The sequence below is a fragment of the Ligilactobacillus sp. UO.C109 genome (assembly GCF_026847815.1).
GTDB lineage: Bacteria > Bacillota > Bacilli > Lactobacillales > Lactobacillaceae > Ligilactobacillus > Ligilactobacillus salivarius.
Window position 1 is genome coordinate 97,603 of the sequence record NZ_JAPSFH010000003.1, and the last position, 17,826, is coordinate 115,428.

Annotated in this window: 18 protein-coding genes and 4 pseudogenes; 8 read left to right on the forward strand and 14 right to left on the reverse strand. The window is 38.9% G+C overall.

All coding sequences use genetic code 11. The features are described 5' to 3' along the window. Nucleotides 1-369: 369 nt before the first annotated feature. The 4 genes and pseudogenes from OZJ21_RS00550 to OZJ21_RS00565 all read right to left on the reverse strand — a co-directional run bounded on the left by OZJ21_RS00550 (nt 370) and on the right by OZJ21_RS00565 (nt 2,595). Nucleotides 370-1,275: an IS3 family transposase gene (locus OZJ21_RS00550; RefSeq protein ID WP_044005708.1), complete on the reverse strand. Its 906-nt coding sequence runs from the start codon at nt 1,273-1,275 to the stop codon at nt 370-372. A 114-nt stretch (nt 1,276-1,389) separates the two neighbouring features. Continuing rightward, nucleotides 1,390-1,548, reverse strand: a complete 159-nt coding sequence (locus tag OZJ21_RS00555; RefSeq protein ID WP_204771110.1) for a transposase — start codon at nt 1,546-1,548, stop codon at nt 1,390-1,392. An 83-nt stretch (nt 1,549-1,631) separates the two neighbouring features. After that, nucleotides 1,632-1,703: pseudogene (locus OZJ21_RS00560) on the reverse strand (DDE-type integrase/transposase/recombinase); the annotation flags it as partial. 55 nt (nt 1,704-1,758) lie between these two features. Continuing rightward, nucleotides 1,759-2,595, reverse strand: coding sequence for a hypothetical protein (locus OZJ21_RS00565; RefSeq protein ID WP_268857254.1), 837 nt, complete (start codon nt 2,593-2,595; stop codon nt 1,759-1,761). A gap of 162 nt (nt 2,596-2,757) precedes the next feature. On the opposite strand from OZJ21_RS00565, the gene OZJ21_RS00570 reads away from it, so the two are divergent. From OZJ21_RS00570 to OZJ21_RS00580, 3 genes are read left to right on the forward strand one after another with little or no spacing between them, the layout of a single operon-like run. Further along, nucleotides 2,758-3,030 carry a hypothetical protein gene (locus tag OZJ21_RS00570; protein ID WP_034998393.1) on the forward strand — a complete coding sequence of 91 codons (273 nt, stop codon included), beginning with the start codon at nt 2,758-2,760 and terminating at the stop codon, nt 3,028-3,030. Beyond that, a complete protein-coding gene (locus tag OZJ21_RS00575; RefSeq protein ID WP_116843789.1) occupies nt 3,014-4,315 on the forward strand; it encodes a Y-family DNA polymerase in 1,302 nt (433 codons plus the stop codon). The genes OZJ21_RS00570 and OZJ21_RS00575 overlap by 17 nt, the downstream gene beginning before the upstream one ends. Beyond that, nucleotides 4,308-4,682, forward strand: a complete 375-nt coding sequence (locus OZJ21_RS00580; protein ID WP_013085967.1) for a hypothetical protein — start codon at nt 4,308-4,310, stop codon at nt 4,680-4,682. Before OZJ21_RS00575 ends, OZJ21_RS00580 begins: the two co-directional genes overlap by 8 nt. Nucleotides 4,683-4,692: 10 nt before the next feature. Here OZJ21_RS00580 and OZJ21_RS00585 read toward each other — a convergent pair whose 3' ends face one another. Beyond that, complete coding sequence (locus OZJ21_RS00585) at nt 4,693-5,106, reverse strand: hypothetical protein (protein WP_034998389.1); 414 nt, start codon at nt 5,104-5,106, stop codon at nt 4,693-4,695. Between the two features lie 144 nt (nt 5,107-5,250). Between OZJ21_RS00585 and OZJ21_RS00590 the strand changes: the two genes are divergently transcribed. The 3 genes from OZJ21_RS00590 (at nt 5,251) to OZJ21_RS00600 (ending at nt 6,782) form a co-directional block, all read left to right on the forward strand. Then, entirely contained in the window at nt 5,251-6,171 is a 921-nt protein-coding gene (locus tag OZJ21_RS00590) for an IS30-like element ISLsa1 family transposase (protein ID WP_011373852.1), read from the forward strand. Between the two features lie 224 nt (nt 6,172-6,395). After that, nucleotides 6,396-6,527: a hypothetical protein gene (locus tag OZJ21_RS00595; RefSeq protein ID WP_016511903.1), complete on the forward strand. Its 132-nt coding sequence runs from the start codon at nt 6,396-6,398 to the stop codon at nt 6,525-6,527. Between the two features lie 6 nt (nt 6,528-6,533). Then, nucleotides 6,534-6,782 carry a GlsB/YeaQ/YmgE family stress response membrane protein gene (locus OZJ21_RS00600; protein ID WP_003606447.1) on the forward strand — a complete coding sequence of 83 codons (249 nt, stop codon included), beginning with the start codon at nt 6,534-6,536 and terminating at the stop codon, nt 6,780-6,782. 118 nt (nt 6,783-6,900) lie between these two features. Here the strand turns inward: OZJ21_RS00600 and OZJ21_RS00605 are convergent, their stop codons facing one another. The 6 genes and pseudogenes from OZJ21_RS00605 to OZJ21_RS00630 form a co-directional block, all read right to left on the reverse strand. Continuing rightward, nucleotides 6,901-7,617 carry a minor capsid protein gene (locus OZJ21_RS00605; protein ID WP_003708739.1) on the reverse strand — a complete coding sequence of 239 codons (717 nt, stop codon included), beginning with the start codon at nt 7,615-7,617 and terminating at the stop codon, nt 6,901-6,903. Between the two features lie 72 nt (nt 7,618-7,689). Beyond that, a complete protein-coding gene (locus tag OZJ21_RS00610; protein ID WP_003596518.1) occupies nt 7,690-8,277 on the reverse strand; it encodes a recombinase family protein in 588 nt (195 codons plus the stop codon). A 116-nt stretch (nt 8,278-8,393) separates the two neighbouring features. Beyond that, nucleotides 8,394-9,032 (reverse strand): TetR/AcrR family transcriptional regulator, encoded by a 639-nt coding sequence (locus tag OZJ21_RS00615; protein WP_003708736.1) that lies wholly within the window; start codon nt 9,030-9,032, stop codon nt 8,394-8,396. Beyond that, on the reverse strand, nt 9,029-10,645 hold the full coding sequence (locus OZJ21_RS00620; protein WP_087310890.1) for an ABC transporter permease: 1,617 nt from the start codon (nt 10,643-10,645) through the stop codon (nt 9,029-9,031). Before OZJ21_RS00620 ends, OZJ21_RS00615 begins: the two co-directional genes overlap by 4 nt. Continuing rightward, nucleotides 10,632-11,549 (reverse strand): ABC transporter ATP-binding protein, encoded by a 918-nt coding sequence (locus OZJ21_RS00625; RefSeq protein WP_013085963.1) that lies wholly within the window; start codon nt 11,547-11,549, stop codon nt 10,632-10,634. The genes OZJ21_RS00620 and OZJ21_RS00625 overlap by 14 nt, the downstream gene beginning before the upstream one ends. A gap of 276 nt (nt 11,550-11,825) precedes the next feature. Next, a pseudogene (locus OZJ21_RS00630) lies at nt 11,826-12,625 on the reverse strand (IS5 family transposase). Nucleotides 12,626-12,693: 68 nt separating this feature from the next. Here OZJ21_RS00630 and OZJ21_RS09815 point away from each other — a divergent pair. Further along, a pseudogene (locus OZJ21_RS09815) lies at nt 12,694-12,954 on the forward strand (helix-turn-helix domain-containing protein); the annotation flags it as partial. 163 nt (nt 12,955-13,117) lie between these two features. Here OZJ21_RS09815 and OZJ21_RS00640 read toward each other — a convergent pair. The 3 genes from OZJ21_RS00640 to OZJ21_RS00650 form a co-directional block, all read right to left on the reverse strand. Continuing rightward, entirely contained in the window at nt 13,118-15,022 is a 1,905-nt protein-coding gene (locus OZJ21_RS00640; RefSeq protein ID WP_095761704.1) for a heavy metal translocating P-type ATPase, read from the reverse strand. A 318-nt stretch (nt 15,023-15,340) separates the two neighbouring features. Further along, on the reverse strand, nt 15,341-15,574 hold the full coding sequence (locus tag OZJ21_RS00645) for a heavy-metal-associated domain-containing protein (RefSeq protein ID WP_003710871.1): 234 nt from the start codon (nt 15,572-15,574) through the stop codon (nt 15,341-15,343). Nucleotides 15,575-15,957: 383 nt separating this feature from the next. Then, on the reverse strand, nt 15,958-17,235 hold the full coding sequence (locus OZJ21_RS00650) for an RNA-guided endonuclease InsQ/TnpB family protein (protein ID WP_268857255.1): 1,278 nt from the start codon (nt 17,233-17,235) through the stop codon (nt 15,958-15,960). A gap of 99 nt (nt 17,236-17,334) precedes the next feature. Here OZJ21_RS00650 and tnpA point away from each other — a divergent pair. Next, a pseudogene (tnpA, locus tag OZJ21_RS00655) lies at nt 17,335-17,809 on the forward strand (IS200/IS605 family transposase). Nucleotides 17,810-17,826: the final 17 nt, after the last annotated feature.

Below are 17,826 nucleotides of genomic sequence, written 5' to 3' on the forward strand. Positions count from 1 at the left end.
GCCTTTTTTATTACAAATGGATGTAAGTCCTAGAGGATGGGACAAAATACCTATCTTCCTGAAAAACAATAAGTGATTTTCAATATTCGAAAATTGCTTATTGTTTTTTTATTTTATCGAAGGTAAGTTAAGCGTGAAGTAGCCATTATATAATTTTTCCAAATTTTGCATTATCAATTCCATACCTATTTCGCCATGGTACTATGTCAAGAAAATGGATAAGTTAAATAGAACAAAGATAATTTTCCTTGTAAAAATTTTATTAGAATCATTATTTCTATCAAGGGCAAGCCCATACGGGAAACCCTTGACAAAAATAATGATTCTAATCCTTTGTTGGCAAGGAAAATAATCTTAAATCATCATCTTTTAAGCTGCTTTATTTACTTTTTGTACTTTATCAAAGTATGTCTGTTCAAATTCTAATGGTGATATGTAGCCACAATGGCTATGAATTCTCACTGTATTATAAAAACCATCTATATATGAAAATACTAATCGTCTAGCTTCATTATATGAACTGATATTATATTCATTTAAGCATTCACGCTTAATTATAGCGTGAAAAGACTCAATACAAGCATTATCCCACGGATAAGCTTTCTTTGAATAACTTCTTGTTATTCCAGCTGTTATTTCGCAATACTCTTTAGAGGTGAATTGACTACCTCTATCACTATGAATAATTTTTGGATTACTCTTACGAGTAGCTTTCACTTTATTTATAAGAGATATTATATTTGTGGTCTCCAATGTAGTTGATAAATCCCAAGAAATTATACGCCGTGAAAATAAATCCATGATACTAGTTAGATATACAAATCCTTCTTTAGTTAGAATATAAGTTATATCAATGCACCAAATCGTATCAGGTGCTTCAGGATTAAATTGTTCATCTAGGATATTTTTCAATTTATTATTAAGGTTGGAATCTCTAGTAGTTACAGTAAAGGGTTTACAGTACTTTGTACGTATTTTTAGTTCTTTCATATATTTTCCAACAGTACGTTCAGAAATTTGTATGCCCATTTTTCTTAGTTTAGCTGTAATTTTGGGTGCACCATAAAGGTGCTGACTTTCTTCCCATATTTCCATGATAAGATCCTTGATTTTTAGCTGACGTTCTTTTGATTTACTCAATCCTTTAGACTTATGTCTATAATATCCTGATTTTGATAATCCTATACATTTAAGCATTCCAGCTACAGTAGGCTTTTGTTTAGAATTTTCACTTACTTCTTTTATATTCTTATAAATTTCTTCCGTTGTTACTATCCCAGAATGCTTATTGCTTTTTTTAGTACTTCAATCGCTCCTTCTGCGTCTCTTAATTGTCTTTTTAATCTTACAATCTCTTTATCTTTATCGCTAGAATAATTTCCACTTTCTCTACACTGATCCATCTTTTTTTGATAATTTAATCCATTTTCTTAATGCACTGACGCTTACTCCTAGTTTTTTAGCAGTGGTATTAATAGAAAGTCCACTATCATAATAATAGTTTACGGCATCTGTTTTAAATTCATCAGTATATGTTTTCTTGGGCATGTAATGTCCTCCTCAATAAAATTATTTAATTATTATACATGATTCTATCACATTTAACTTGTCCCAATTTTATTCTACCTTCAAATATCCAAGGTTAAACCATCTGCATCGATGGCTCGATACAAATAATGCCATTTTCCTTTCAGTTTTTGATACTTAAAAAACCAAACTAAGAATTAAGTTTGGTTTTTATATTTTATTTGTATACAATTACTCCTTATTTATCTTATACTTTTCAATTATTTTGCAATACTTTTCAATTATTTTGCAATACTTTTGCTTTCTATCTTTGTCCCATCGCCAAGGAGAACTTAATCTATTTGCAATTGTATGGATACTGAAATTTAGTTTATTAAACATATATAAATAATTTGTATCAGTTGCGGTTGGTTTAGAAATAAATTCTCTAATCTCGCTATTTAAGTAGGAAAGCTCCAATTGAATATTTTTCTGATCAACTGCTAATTCCGTGAAATTTATCTTTTCTAATAAGTGTTCTGAGATTTCGAGTAATATTTTAAGCTTTAAATCAAGTTCTGACTTGTCAATATTCTTTTGAACAGCTTCTTTATTTTGTATTCTCGCATATTCCTTATTTAAATCGTTGATAATTTGTTGATCAACCAAAAAAGTTCTATTTATATCGGACATTACTTGTTCTACCGATGTAAACGCCATTCTAAAACCATATTGAACCTTTAGTTTTGCTCGCCAATTATTTTGTTCGTTTACACTGAGACTGACAAGTCCAATCCCAATTGTTGTGATAAAAGTAGCTTTCATATCCCATAAACCATCAAGCCAAGAACTATACTTCTCGTTGGTAAACCCCCACAGCTGAACTATGATGTAAAACAGTAACAAAAATATTGTGGTTACTGTGAGAGAACCAGCAGATAATGCTATTCTTTTAAAAAAGCGGAGAATACGTATAATATAATTTATTTGTTTCATCCATAACAGCTTCATTTTACCAATGATATTAGATAATTTTGGATCGATACGTGCCAGGCTTGACGTGTAAAGTTTTTGCAGTTTGTTTAACATTAAGACAACCTCAATTTTTTTAGAAAATATGAACCTCTAATTGTAATACGCAACAGAGATAAAAACAACAGAATTGTACATTCTAAACTAATTAATAAGTAATAATTCAGTTGACCCAGCGAACGTATGTTTGTATAATGTCATTTGAAGGGGGCTACAGCAATGATTTTCGAAGGACCAATTTGGTTAGAAAACTCAGACAAATATTTTGTACTGCATTATGACGGTAGTTTACAGCTGCGACACGAACTAGCAAATGAGTCGACAATCTTAATAGATAGTTGCAACTATTTTTATGATCGCGATCAACTTGTTAAAATCTGTTTGAAGCATATTCCTAACATGACCATGATTGAATTTGGCCACGTCCAGAAGTCTTTAGATTATCAGGCTAACGCTTTAAGAGAAGGTATGCCCAATGTACGATTATGCTAAAGAGTCGCGCCGCGTCGTGTTTATGATCGATTCAAAGTCGTTTTACGCGAGTTGTGAGTCAGTCGAACTTGGTCTGAATCCTTTAAGGTCAATACTTGTCGTCATGTCTACGGCTGAAAACACAAATGGTGGCTTAGTACTGGCTGCTTCACCAATGGCCAAGAAACTCTTTGGAATTAGTAATGTCATGCGCACCAGGGACGTACCTAAAGATAATAGGATCATTGTTGTGCCACCACGTATGAACCTTTATATCAAGTATAATCTGGCCATTCATGAGATTTTTAAGAGTTTTGCGGCAGAAGAGGATATTCAACCCTATTCGATTGATGAGTCTTTAATTGATATGACGAATAGCTGGAAACTTTTTGGAGACAGCCCACGAGAGGTGGCTCGAAAGATCCAGCTAAAGGTTAAGGAAGAGCTGGGCATCTATTTAACAGTTGGTATCGGTGATAATCCGCTACTAGCTAAGTTTGCGCTTGATATGGAAGCTAAACGTACCCACAGTCTAATTGGTGAATGGCACTATGAAGACGTTCAGGACAAACTGTGGCCAGTGACACAACTTGATGATCTTTGGTCAATTGGCCATAAGACAGCCGAGAAATTAAATAAGTTAGGTATCAATTCAATGTATGACTTGGCCCACTATAACCCGTTTCTTTTAAAACAGAAATTTGGGGTTATTGGCGGGCAATTATATGCGTTTAGTTGGGGTATCGATCGGGCGTTAATTCGTGATAAGTACGTACCTAAGGCTAAATCGTATGGAAACAGTCAGGTGCTACCACGCGATTATACCAAGCAAGAAGAAATAGAGATTGTCTTACGTGAAATCGCCGAACAGGTGGCTACAAGAATTCGGTCACATCATAAAGCGGCTACAGTTATTAGCTTAGGAATCGGTTATTCTTTCAGAGCAAAGGAGGAAACCAGGAAACGTGGTTTTGGCCACTCTATGAAAATTAATGCCACCAATGATAACGGACTTCTAGCAGCTTATGCTATAACGCTTTTTCGTGATAAGTGGCAAGGCGAAGCCGTTCGGAACATCTCAATTAGCTGTGCTGGTCTAGTTGACGATAATGTTGTGCAATTGAATTTGTTTGATACAAAGTACAAAACTTTAAAAAATCGCAATCTTGATCGTACGGTTGATGACATTCGAAAAAAATATGGTTTCACATCACTGATTAAGTTATCAAGTAAATCTGTTGGCGCAACCGCTGTACAACGTGCTGGCTTAGTTGGTGGCCACGCTGGAGGGAATTCCTATGAATAAACAAGAATTTGACCCAAACCTGGTAACACAGTTTTTAAACCAATATCAAGACCGAGGCATGATGAAGTGGCAAGGATTTTACTTGAGTGATCATACGGCTAGTTTGAATAAGGTAGATCGTGAAGACGAAATTAAATTAAATCGCCGGCATAGTGAACAAATGGCGCTTAACGAGATTGAAAGCTGTTTAAGTCAGGCTTTGGAAAAGAGTCAGGTTGTTAGAGTCGAACGCAGCCTGCAAGATCAAAATGGTTATGTGGCCCCTTTTATTGAGGGGAAAATAGAAGGCTATTACCAGGATAAATTGATGATTGGTGGCGAGTTTATAGCCATTAATGAGATCTATGCAATTAGCTTGATGAAATAACAAACTAGCATTAATCTAATAAATGCCAAGAATATGCTAGGTTTTGTAACCGAGTATCTATTTCAATATATTGGTTATACTTTTTTACTATTTCAGTAAATTCTTTGGCATCAGTTATATGAATGTTATTATCATTCGTTAGACCTCGACCGTATGCAACAATTTCATATTGAACCAAAGTATCTTGAACGTTCTCAAAAGTAAATTTTTTACCATCAAAGGCAACTCTAACTAAATCAGAAAGCATTTTTTTCGTGCCATCTTTCAAATTTAATGGTACCTCTATTGGTGTATCGCCTTTAGGAACAGTAAAAATCGGAGAGAATCGTAACCAAATCTGCAGACAATCAAGCCATTCTCCTCGTTCTTCATAGTAAAAAGGTTCAGTAAGTGCTAGTTTATCGTACTCTAATTGGTATTTCATAAGTGCTACTTCCTTTCGTTATTTGTATCAAATCGGTTTTATATCAGGCAAATTCTATAATTAATCCGAACAGAAATTAAAAAGCCCAAAGCAATCACTTACAATGGTAGTAGCTAATTCCAACCAATATAGGGAGTGATTACTTTGGGTACATCTACTTTATCACGTTTTCAACGTGGCGCACTAGCACAACTGGTCAATGAGGGGAATAAATCTTACCAAGTAATGGCTGACGCCTTAGGCGTCGCCAAAGCTACGATTAGCTATGAGTTGGACCGAGTTAAACCTTATGATCCAGAATTAGCTCAGCAAGATGCAGATCGCAAAAGGCGGAATTGCGGTCGTCGTTCGATGCTGACGGCAGCATTAGCGACTTTAATTACCAATCACTTACGATTAACCTGGTCACCAGAAACCATTGCGGCCGCTTATAACTTGAGCACTGCGTCAATTTATAATTGGCTTAATCGTGGCTGGCTCCCCTTCAAATTGACTGATCTACCCAATCGGAATGTCCGCCAGCACCGAGTGAGCGAAAATCGTGGGAAATTTACAAGTGGGACTTCCATCGAACAACGGCCAACAACTGTTAATCAACGGTTAGCTTTTGGTCATTGGGAAGTAGATACGGTGCTTTCTAGTCGAAGTGAGTCACGATCATGTCTGGTTACATTCGTAGAACGTAAGACCCGACTTCTATGGGCCATCAAAGCCCCTAATAGAACGGCTAAGGCTCTAAACACCGCCTTTGGCAAGTTTATGGGGGCCTTCGGTCCCCAAGTAAAATCCATTACTGTTGATCATGGTAAAGAGTTTGCCAATTATCAGGCCTTAGAACAGGATTATCAGATCAAAGTTTATTTTTGCCATCCATATTCACCATGGGAGCGAGGTTCCAATGAATATTTTAATAGACGGTTACGCTGGTTCTTCCCGAAAAAGACCAATTTTAGCCAAGTAACGACTGATGAGATCCTAGCAGCACTTGAACTAATTAATCAACGACCATTAAAAATACATCATCAACAGACTGCCATTGAAAGATTCCGGGCTTGTTCGGATTAAACTTGTAATTTGCCTCATCAAAACTCCTTTTTAAGTCCGTATGCTAAATTGTTTGTAAGCTCAACAACTAAATCAATTATTCTTTAACGTCTGTAATTGAGAAAAAGGCAAATCAAAAATTCCTATTTTAAAAAGAATGGCACAATCGAATAACTTGTATGCAAATATTCAATTGCCTATAATTAGATTTAGAAGGATGCAATTTAGATAATGGAGGATTTCATATGAAAAGATTTGGACTTTGGTCAAAAATATCAATTATCATTTCTATATCTCAACTTTTATTAGCCATTTTTAAAGAAATTCAAAACTATAACAAATCTAAAAAACATCCTTCGAAAAATAAGAGAGGATGAGGTTTTATGCATTGGTTATGGGTTTTAATTATTGGTGCCATCATTGGTGCTATTGCTGGAGCAATTACTAGCAAAGGAAAATCAATGGGGTGGATTGCTAATATTGTTGCCGGATTAGTTGGTTCCTCTATTGGAGAAGCTATACTCGGATCTTGGGGCCCTCAATTAGCCGGAATGGCAATTATTCCTTCAATTATTGGAGCAGTAATTGTTGTTGCTGTAGTTTCTTTCTTTGTCGGTAAATCAAAGAATTAGTTTTTAAGCTTCATTTAAGGTTCTTATACTAAATTATAGATGCTAACTTAGTTAGCACCCCTCGACTTTGTTGTGAGCGGAGCCAATTAATAATATTCCTGACCCACTTAGTTTTAAACTAAGTGGGCTTTTTTTGTTCCTTAAATACCCTATCAAGTTCACCAGACAGCAGACTCCCATCTTCATCACAGGCTACCAGCTGGCAACGACACCTTGGATGAGTATCCGTGACTGGAATCGGTGCTTGTCCATAGGCAAATGTTTGTCTATCAAGTGGTTCACAAATATCACAAACACGATCATCTTCCTCGGTTAACCACATCACATACTGAACATTCTGTTCATCATACGCTCTATTCTTACCACCGTTGCTATTGCGTATAGCTTCATTAGTTGTTAACGTATGAATTCTGGATAGCATTTGGTTCATAGGCGTTGTTAAATTGTCATCAATTCGATCACCGCTTTGAGGAATACTGCGGGTCATTTTATTGATGTCTGATTTCTTCATGCGGCGACTCAAACCCTTGTTCAGGGTTTCTTTCATTCGTGTCGTCATGACGTCGCCATGCACCCAAATTCGTTGAGAATACTCAGCTTGGTTGGCTACTTTATCTGGAACTGTTGATAGTTTATTAGGGCTTGAATTATTATAGCCATCGATATACTGCTGTTTGAGTTCATTCACTGCAAATGATTCACTTTTTGCTGTAGCAATATTCATACCGGCGCCAATCATTGCACCCAACATATCACGCCGAGAAATAGATGCTTGGGCAAAGATTGCTTGCAAGCGTTTAGACAATTTATCACTAGGACTAGCGTTAGCTAGCATTTCATCAATCTACCTTTTAAGTAAAGAAAATAGGGACCCTTTCAGTTAACATGTGCTAACCAAAAGGGCGCCCTATTTTCTTTTAATACCGTATTTCACACGGTATCGAATAAAGGTCGTCCGTTTAATACCTGTATTTCGGGACACATCAATGTCACTCATGCCAGCTCGATAAAGCTTAAAAGCATGTTGCAAACGGGGATCATCTTTGGCATATTGGGGTTTGCGCCCATGATATTTACCCTGCTGCTTAGCTAAGGCAATCCCTTGTTGCTGGCGCTCAATGATTCGCTTACGTTCACTTTCGGCCTGATACTTATAGAGTTCAATAATCAAGTTGGTCATCAGTTGACGTAAATTTGGGTCAGCAATCCCTGTCATGGACGGCAAATTTAACACATCTAGGGTGGCACCCTTATTTTGAATGGAGTTCATGATCTTAGTCAAATCATGGTTGTTTCTGCCTAAGCGATCTAATTCAGTGACCATTACAATATCACCCTCACGAATATAGGCCAGCATTTTTTGCAGTTCTGGCCGATTAGTGTTAGCCCCACTTAATTTATCCGTAAATAATTTATCAACGTCTTTTAAAGCCGCTAACTGTCGATCTAAATGTTGCTCCTTGGAACTCACACGCGCATAACCGATTTTAGCCATTTCCAATTCTCCTTTTGGACAGTTCTAATGAACGCTTGTAATTCCTAGTATAGCACAGAAATAAAAACGGCCACTAGGGTATACCCTAATGACCTTTTTTGATCTATCAGCTGACGTCAACTTTCATCTGGTAAAAAGCCGTGTTCGACAATCAATAACTGGCGTGCCATCGTCTCAACCACGGACTGCAGATCTTCAAACTTGCGATAATGGCCACTGGCAATGAGTCTGGTGGTGACCGCCGTTTGTTGGGCGATTAAGGCAGAAACGACACCGAAAACGTCATCGACTGACAGGCCCTCACGACGAGGCAGCTGTTCAATTTTCTCGCGAAAAATGCGATCGGTTTCAGCGGATATGGCAGTTGTTTCTTGCTGCACTTGTTGTCGCAACGGTTCGGGAAAATGCGGTAAATCAGCATAGGCTTGCATCATCAAGCGGTATTCAGCTGGGAATTTGAATTGTAGTTTCAACTCATACTTAACTGCAGTGGTCATCATGGCAGCCAAGCCAGGGGCATTCTGCCACTTTTTAGGGTCCATGTGATCATAAATTCGATGATAGGCATATTTGAAAGCGTCAAGATACAGCGCTTGTTTATTGCCAAAATAATGGAAGAGCAAGCCCTTAGATACTTGTGCTTGGTTGGCAATCTGATCGGTTTTGCTCTTGATGAAGCCTTGCTGGCCGAAAATTTCCGTCGCTGTTTTGAGGATTCGGGTGACCTTTTCAGGATCTGTCACAACATTTTTCATAGGCTCAAATCCTGACGGCGATAACCAGCAATGCCAAGAATAAATAATACTATAGCGCTAACAACCATCACGATTAGCCATGTTTGATCAACGTTTTCAACCGGTACATTGGCAATCCAGCCAAAAGGTGTGAAGTTGCCTGCGTGTTTTGGCAAATCAAACAATCCCCGGAAAATTTGAACGATCAGACCGGCTCCCATATACAGCCAGAATAGACTGCTTAAGCGTGGCCACAGACCGACTAGTGCGATGCCAAGGGCGATAAACGATATCACAGCCGGAACGCTAGCCACGAATAGGCGACCGAGGTACTTGAGCGGCAACGGGTGACTGAGAACAGTGTTCCCAGTGAAGAACAAGGCCAGCAGCCCAGCAGAAAGGACGAACACGCCTGCCAGCAGACCAAAGCAATAGTAGCTGACACTGATCGTGGTTCGCGTTGGCTTTTCGGCATGAATGACGCTCAAGTAACCAAGGTTGTCATCGCGTTTGAGTCGGAATGCCACTTGGACGCCAGCAGTCACGGCTAATGCGACGAAAATGCCGAGATACATGCCTAAGAATGACAGGACCATGGTCTGATTGGCAGCGTTGATTTGGCCAACATCTAGTATTTTACGATAAAGCGGATTCGTTTTAAGAATGTCGCCAACGCCGCCGAGCACACTACCCATGACGCCGCCAAACACCACGGCGCCGATTAACCACCCAGCAAATAATCTGCGCTCAGTTCGCCACAGTAAGGCAGGGATCGAGCGAAGCCAGCCGGCAGCTTTGGCTCGGCCGGTGCGTTCAGCAATAATCCCGGCGCCCAGATCGCGGTTGCGGGCAATCATGGTGGCGCTGGCCGCAAGCAGAATGCTGACCAGTAAGGCCAAACCTAAAGCCCAGACGTTGTTATCAGTATAGAAGTTTGCTTTTTCGAACCAACCAATTGGTGATAACCACGTCAGATTTTGATGCTGGATATCGGTGACCAGCCGAACCAAATAAGCGGCAGTCAGCACCATGTAGCTCAACATATTGGCTGTATGTGTGTTATTGGTTAGTTGCGCGAATAGCAACGCAATGGCTCCGAATAGCAAGTTGGCGATCACCATCCCCAGTGAAAACAGGAAGTCACCGTACAAGTCAGTACCACCCATGTTGACAGCGGCCAACGAGACAAAATAGAGGATACCCATTATGGCACTGTCGATGAGAAGCTCAAGCGAAGCGGCGGTGATGGCAGCCGTTCGCCCAACATTGCGAGCGCGAACCATTTCGAGCAAGCCACTTTCTTCTTGACCGCGGGTGTTGCGAATCATCAGCGGCATAACCCATAAGGCCTGCAAAATAATCATGAAGACGACCATCACACCAGCAAACACAATCGCTGTGTTATACGTGTCCACCTTTGGCATCGCGCCAAACATTGCCGCCATGCCCGGCGCTTGCAGCATTTTGACAATCTCTTTAGAGCCCGAGGCCCCGCCTGCAAAGGCTGCTTCCAATTTGCCAGCACCACTGGCAATCATCATGATCAAAATGACAAGCCAGATGAGTGAAAATTTTAGATTTTGTTTGAGGTTTGCCCGAAGCAGATAACCTGCGTTCCGATTACTGTGCCGCATGAGTCTCACCTTGCTTTCCATAATAACGCAGGAATAACTCTTCCAGCGTTGGCGGCGTTGATTGCATGTCGACCACGGTGTTGGCGGCCAGTGTGGTCATGATGGTGCCAAGCGCGTCTCGATCAGCGGTGAAAACCGCCTTGGTGTGCTCGGAATCGCGATAAGTGAGGTCGTGAACGCCAGCTTGCTTTGCCAAAGCAGTCATTGGGGTAGCGGTGGTGACTTCAATTTTGATCCGCGATAGATGCCGTAATTGATCAAGATTGCCGCTCTCAATCACACTACCATCACGGATGATAACAATTGAATCACACATTCGCTCGACTTCGGACAAAATGTGGCTTGATAGCAGCACACTTTTACCGGCTCTTTTCAGTTTTAAAACTTCTTGCTGGAAAGTCTGTTCATTTAATGGATCAAGCCCAGAAGTGGGTTCATCAAAAATATACAAATCGGCATCTTGCGACAACGCAGCAATTAACGCTACTTTTTGACGATTGCCTTTTGAATAGGTACGAGCTTTTTTCTTCGGATCAAATTCAAAGGCCTTGATTAGTTCATCGGTCTTTTGATTATGCTGGCGGCCATTTAAACGTAGCAATAGGTCGATAATTTCGCCGCCAGAAAGATTTGGCCATAAATAAACGTCCCCAGGAACATAGGCGATGCGTGGATGAATCGCCGCATCATCCCGCCAGGCATCTTTGCCGAAGACGGTCACTGAGCCGCCACTCTTTTTTAATAAGCCTAAAATAACTCGAATGGTCGTGGATTTGCCGGCCCCATTAGGTCCTAGAAAACCCAGAACCTGACCGGGTGCCAACGTGAAACTGACATCTTTTAATGCGGCAAACTTGCCAAAGTTTTTTTGAAGATGGTCAAGTTCGATAATAGCTGTTGTCATTTTTGTCATCCTCCTTAAGGTCAAACTTGAAACACGTTTTAATATGTCGGTTGATCAACCTTCCTACAGTATAGTCGCGATTGACTGACGAGTCAACAAATTATTGACTCGTCAGTCAATTTTTTTGTGACGCCGGATTTACAATGTAAGTGCAACACCTAAATAACTAGACCAAAAAGGCCATGAAGCCTTAAACTTATAAGTGACAAAACCAATAAGTTAGGACGGACTTCATGACCCAATCTAAAGATACCATCAAAAAATCTTAGAAACTGTTTAGTATCTTTTGAGAAGTAACCTGATAAAAGCTAACGAAACCATCATGAGACTAGTGTTGAGCTTACGCTCACAGTTACGCCATAAACGATGATAATTTCCCAACCAACTAAATGAACGTTCAATGAGCCACCGTTGGGGGATAACCGAAAATTGGTGTAACTCATTTCATTTAACGACGATTACCTTGGCTGAGGTTAAACTGCTAATCTCATTGGCAAAATTTTGGCCGGTATAACCACTATCAACCATCATGGTTCGAACCAATTTAAACTGCTCTAAATTAAGGGTGACGAGTGCAATCGCCCCGTCACGATCAGTGATGTTAGCCCGGGTAATATGGATAGCTTGCGGGAATCCATTGATGTCGACGGCTAAATGGCGCTTAATGCCGGAAATTTTCTTGCCACCATCGTAACCCTTATTTTCAGCGGTAGCGGTGTTCTTAATGCTTTGGGCATCTAAAATGACGAACGAAGTTCGGGCTGACCGCCCTTGCCTTAATCGTCGATCAGCGACAATTTTTTTAAAACCTGAGTTAATAAAGCTGGTTTATCAGGGGTGGGGGCTTTTGACCAACTCATCCAATAGTAGTAAACGGTGGACCACTTTGGATAATCAGCCGGCAAATCACGCCAAGTACAGCCATTTTTAAGGACATAGAGCATGGCACAGAAGATATCATAAGGATCAATGTGTTTTGGGTGAGTTCGTTTTCTTGAAGCTTCCAGATCCTGACGGATCAAATCGAATTGTTGCCGAGAAATATCGCTTTGGTAATGATGACTAAAATGTTGCATATGATCACCAACTTTTTTGACAGTAGTTTATCAAATTATTGGGTCAAAATCAAAGATACTAAACAGCTTCTTATAAGCAACTATCACGTGAGGAGCGTGGCCAAATCCAGAGTCTTTATGAAGATCATTATTCGATCAGGGCGATTGCTAAAAGATTAGCCCGCGATCCCAGCACGATCAGCCGTGAAATCAAGCGCGGCACCGTGACTCAAATGTCCAGTTATGGCGTTTATACCCAGCGTTATTTTGCCGATAGCGGTCAAATTCAATACGAACAACGCCGTTTAAATTGCCATCGCAAAAGTCTACTCGAATATAGTCCGGCATTCTTGACATAGGAGCCTTCTAATCTTTTTGAGTAAAAAAATATTAATAAAGTAGGTGTCATGTACTGTTAAGTTTCTGACCCCATTAAAGACTTTTCCCAATACGCAAAAAACTATTTTTTGAATAAGGGACAATCAGTGCCTATGTTCATCCTCTAATTTATTCTTAAGATATTTTTACTTTCTCTGCAGGTGTTGATACTTCTTTTTGTTCTTTTCGACCTTTCAACTTATACTTCGTTAATCTCATGCCATTGAAAATTACCACCAAGATACTACCTTCATGAACCAACATTCCGATAGACATATTCATCCATTCGCTGAAGAAGACGCTGGTCAACAAGACCAACACTACTCCAATTGAAATCACGATATTTTGTTTCATATTATTTACGGTGGCTTTTACTAATCCTAATGCGTGAGGCAAGTTGCTGAAGTTCGAATTCATTAAAACGACATCGGATGTTTCAATCGCTACGTCCGTTCCGCTTCCCATTGCGATTCCAATGTCTGCTAAAGCTAAGGACGGACTATCGTTAACGCCATCTCCAACAAAGGCTACAATTTGACCACGTTGTTGTAGTTTTCCGATATAAGCCGCTTTGTCTTCCGGCAACATGTGGCCGTGAGCTTCGGTCAAACCAAGTTCGCCGGCGACCACATCAACGGTTCCTTGGTTATCTCCTGAAAGAACGACTAGATTTTTCACGCCCAAGTCTTTTAATTCCTGCAAATTAGCTTTCACATCCGGACGGACTTGATCGCGAATGCCCATCAGTACTTTTAATTCACCGTCAACCGCTGTCAAAACGAGAGAGTTCCCTTGTTGTTCAAACCGTTTGACATCTTTTTGCACTTTTTTGCTGAGAGTGACATTTTCTTTTTCCATCAAGGCCACATTCCCAACAGCCACTCTATGTCCAGCTACGCTTGAAACGATTCCGCCGCCTTTCACGACTTCAGTTCCTTCAACAGGATAAAAATTTGTTTCTCCAATTTGGTTTAAGACCGCTTTTGCTAATGGATGATCTGATTCCCATTCCACACTGGCCAGATAGCCAAGCGTTTCAGCAGAATCTTTTTCATACAGTTCAGTCGCTGCAACGGTTGGGTTTCCGACAGTTAAAGTACCTGTCTTATCAAATACAATTGTATCCACATTGCTGAAGTCTTGAATGACTTCACTCCCTTTTAAAAGAACACCGTTACGAGCACCATTCCCGATACCGGCAACGTTTGAGACAGGCACTCCGATAACTAATGCACCTGGGCAACCTAGAACCAAGATGGTGATTGCTAACTCAATATTTTGACTGAACGCCCATACAACAATTGCCAGAACCAAGACAGCTGGTGTGTAGTATTTAGAAAAGCGATCAATGAACCGTTCTGCTTCGGATTTAGAATCTTGTGCTTCTTCCACGAGTTCAATAATTTTTCCAAATGTAGTGTCCTCACCAACTCGGTCAGCTCTGATTTGAATCGTTCCGTTTTCTAAAATGGTTCCTGCAAAAACTTCTGCATCAGGTAGCTTGTTGACCGGAACAGCTTCCCCTGTAATGCTAGCTTCATTGATATGCCCTTCGCCCGTAAGGACTGTGCCATCCACTGGAACTTTCGCACCCGTTTTAACGAGCAAGATATCCCCTTCATTTACATCATCCACTTCTACTTCTTCAAATTTGCCATTATCCATTTGTTTCAAGGCGCTTTCGGGTGCCATTTCAGTCAATTCTTTGATAGCAGATCGCGTTTGGTTCAATGTTCGTTGTTCTAAGTAGTGTCCGAATAAGAATAAGAACGTGACAATAGCCGATTCTTCATAATCTTGAATAAAAAGCGCACCAATCGCTGCAATACTGACTAAGACATCAATACTGATGACTTTGACTTTCATTGCTTGAAATGCTTGAATGGCAATTGGCGTAATCCCAAAGACAGAGGCAATGATCAAAGACCACTCTGAAAGTCCTACGTTTTCTAAAACAAAGTGACTGAAGAAACCGAGTGCGATTAACAATCCACTGATAACGGCGATAACATTTTTCTTGCTTAATATATATTGTTGCATGCTTTTTCCCTCCAAATTTAATTTCTCTTTTATTGATAAATACAATATAAGATAATTGCCTAAGTAATTAATTGACTGACATCAAGTTTTGAAAAAATACGTGTCCCTTCTCACTATTTTTTGATCTAACAGCCTCAATGACACTTATTCCTCTTTACAGTTATAACGATACCCTCTTTTTATCGAATAAAAATTTACGGCTATCAAGTTTAGAAAGTTATCTTTTATCGTTTCTAAGCACCTCGAATCGGATTGCAACAAAAAAGCAATCCCGGAAAAATAGCTTTTCTTCCAGAATTGCCTAGTTCATTTAATCTGTTAAGCGGCCTTGACTTTTACTTTGAGGACCTGATAGCCTACGTTTTCAATAGCTTTTTGAATCTCTTCAATCGAAGTGACAGCTGAATCAAAATTGATTTTGACTTTGCTAGAGTTGAATAATACTTTAATGCTGTCTTTATCAATACCGTTAACTGATTTCAAGGCACCTTCAATTTTTTGCATACAACTTGGACAAGACAACGTTTCTAATTGTAATATAGCTTTTTCCATAATTCCTATCTCCTTTATGTGTTTTTATTTTATCCGCAGCAGATTGCAGATTAATGAACACTTCCTTTTCCTCTTTACAACTGTAGTATAGCTCACTTTTAGCAGACGAAAATTGACGCATATCAAGTTTTGCACTTCTTTTGGTTCTGTTGCAAAGTTTTAAATCTACTATTAAGGGACAGAACATCGTACCAGTCAACTCACCCCAGTCTAAAGACATGGGGCTTGTGAGTGTTCAAGCCTTTCGGCTCTACTAACACACTCTTCCGTGGGTAAAATACAGCATAAATATCCAAAAAAGATACTTACGTCTTACACATCAATTTACCACAGCACTTTGTATACAATAATATACGGGTGGCGCGAGCTGCCAAACGCACCCTTTACTTAGCTTTAGCTAAGTTTTTTTGTTTTTCTAACTTGTCTAATCCTTTAGCTAGAATATTTTTAGCTGCATTCCAATCTCTAATATGGTGTTCATGACAATTAGGGCAAGTCCATTCTCTATCCTTGAGAGTTAGCTTATCAGTTCCATCTGTACCCATTATAAAGCCACAAGCATAACAAGTCTGTGTTGTATTTTTAGGATTAACTGATATAACTGTTCTGTTATACAAATTAGCTTTATAATCCAATTTCTGTAAAAAGCTTCTCCAGCCTACATCGGATATAGACATAGCTAAAGCATGATTCTTGAGCATATTTTTACTTCTCAAATTTTCTACTACCACCAAATCGTGGTTATTGATAAGTGCAGTAGTAACATGATTCAAAAAGTTATTACGTTGATTGCGCACTCTGTCATGGAGCTTAGCTACTAAAACTCTTTGTTTTTGGTAATTTTTACTATCACGTAAAGAACGTTTTTCTTTTTTAGCTCTTCTTTGCCTTCTAGATAATACTTTTTGAGCTTTAGCTATTTTACCTTTAATAGTACGGTAATAACGCGGATTAGCTACCACTTTACCAAAACTATCGGTCAAAAAATTCTCTGTATTCAAATCAACACCAACTTGAGAATTAGTTTTAGCTAATTTCTTTACAAATGGTGTATCAGAGCCTAATTGCATTGATACGAAATATCTATCAGCTGTATCTTTAGAGATAGTAACAGTACCGATTCTAATATCATCTTTATTGTCAATAATACGACGGTGAGAACCAGATACTCTTAAGCTACCTAATTTAGGCAAACTAATATGATTCTTATCAAGAAATTTTACGCTAGCAGAATAAACGTCCATTTTAGCATCTTTACCATATTGAGCATTAGTTTGATAACTCAAACGGTAACTCTTTTTATGGAACTTAGGTGTACCAGATGAATGTACTTTTCTAAACATCTTCCACGCTTTTTGATAATTTTGAATAGCGTTAGCTTTAGCTAAACTATCAATATTCTTATCTTGCATGTACTGATAATGATTAGACAAATTTCTAGCGTTTTTACGACTTTTTAATTCTTTAATACGTTCCTTAACAATATCAATAGGTAACTTAACTTGTTTCAACTTATATAATTCTTGGTCAATAGCAACCATTTTATTATAAATAGTTCTAGCAATGTTACCATTAATTTTAATAATCTTCTTTTGGTTAGTGCTTGGATAAATGCGCATTTTCAATCCATAATGATACTCTAAATCACTCATCTTCTTCATTGTATTTCACCTCCTTTAAGTTTATACTATAATTATAATCAATGTATTAGCTTGTATCAAGAGAAATCGTTAATTTTATAAGGTAAAGGAGACTATACAATGACTAATAAAATAAAAGACGCAATATACACAAAGCGTTATGTGTATAATTTACATTTTCACTTAATTTGGTGTACAAAATACAGAAATAAGACTTTTACAAATGAAAAGTTATCTAACGAAATGAAAGATATTCTACAAAGAGTAGCTGACGACAATGAAATAGTCATTGAAAAAATGGAAGTAATGCCAGACCATGTACATATGCTTATTTCATTTCCACCGAGAAAATCAGCAGTAGACGTAATCAAAGCACTAAAAGGCAGAAGTGCATTCCTATTCTTACAAACACATCCAGAAATTAGACAAAAACAATATTGGGGCGGTCATTTATGGTCTTCTAGCTATTATCTAGGCTCTCTAGGTAACATGAGTAAAGATGTTGTTGAGAGATATGTTAACGACCAAAAATATAATGCATATAAAAAATAGGACTCTACGAGTCCTAGGCTTAGGCTATCCATCCCCTCACTAAAGTAAGAGGATTTCCGC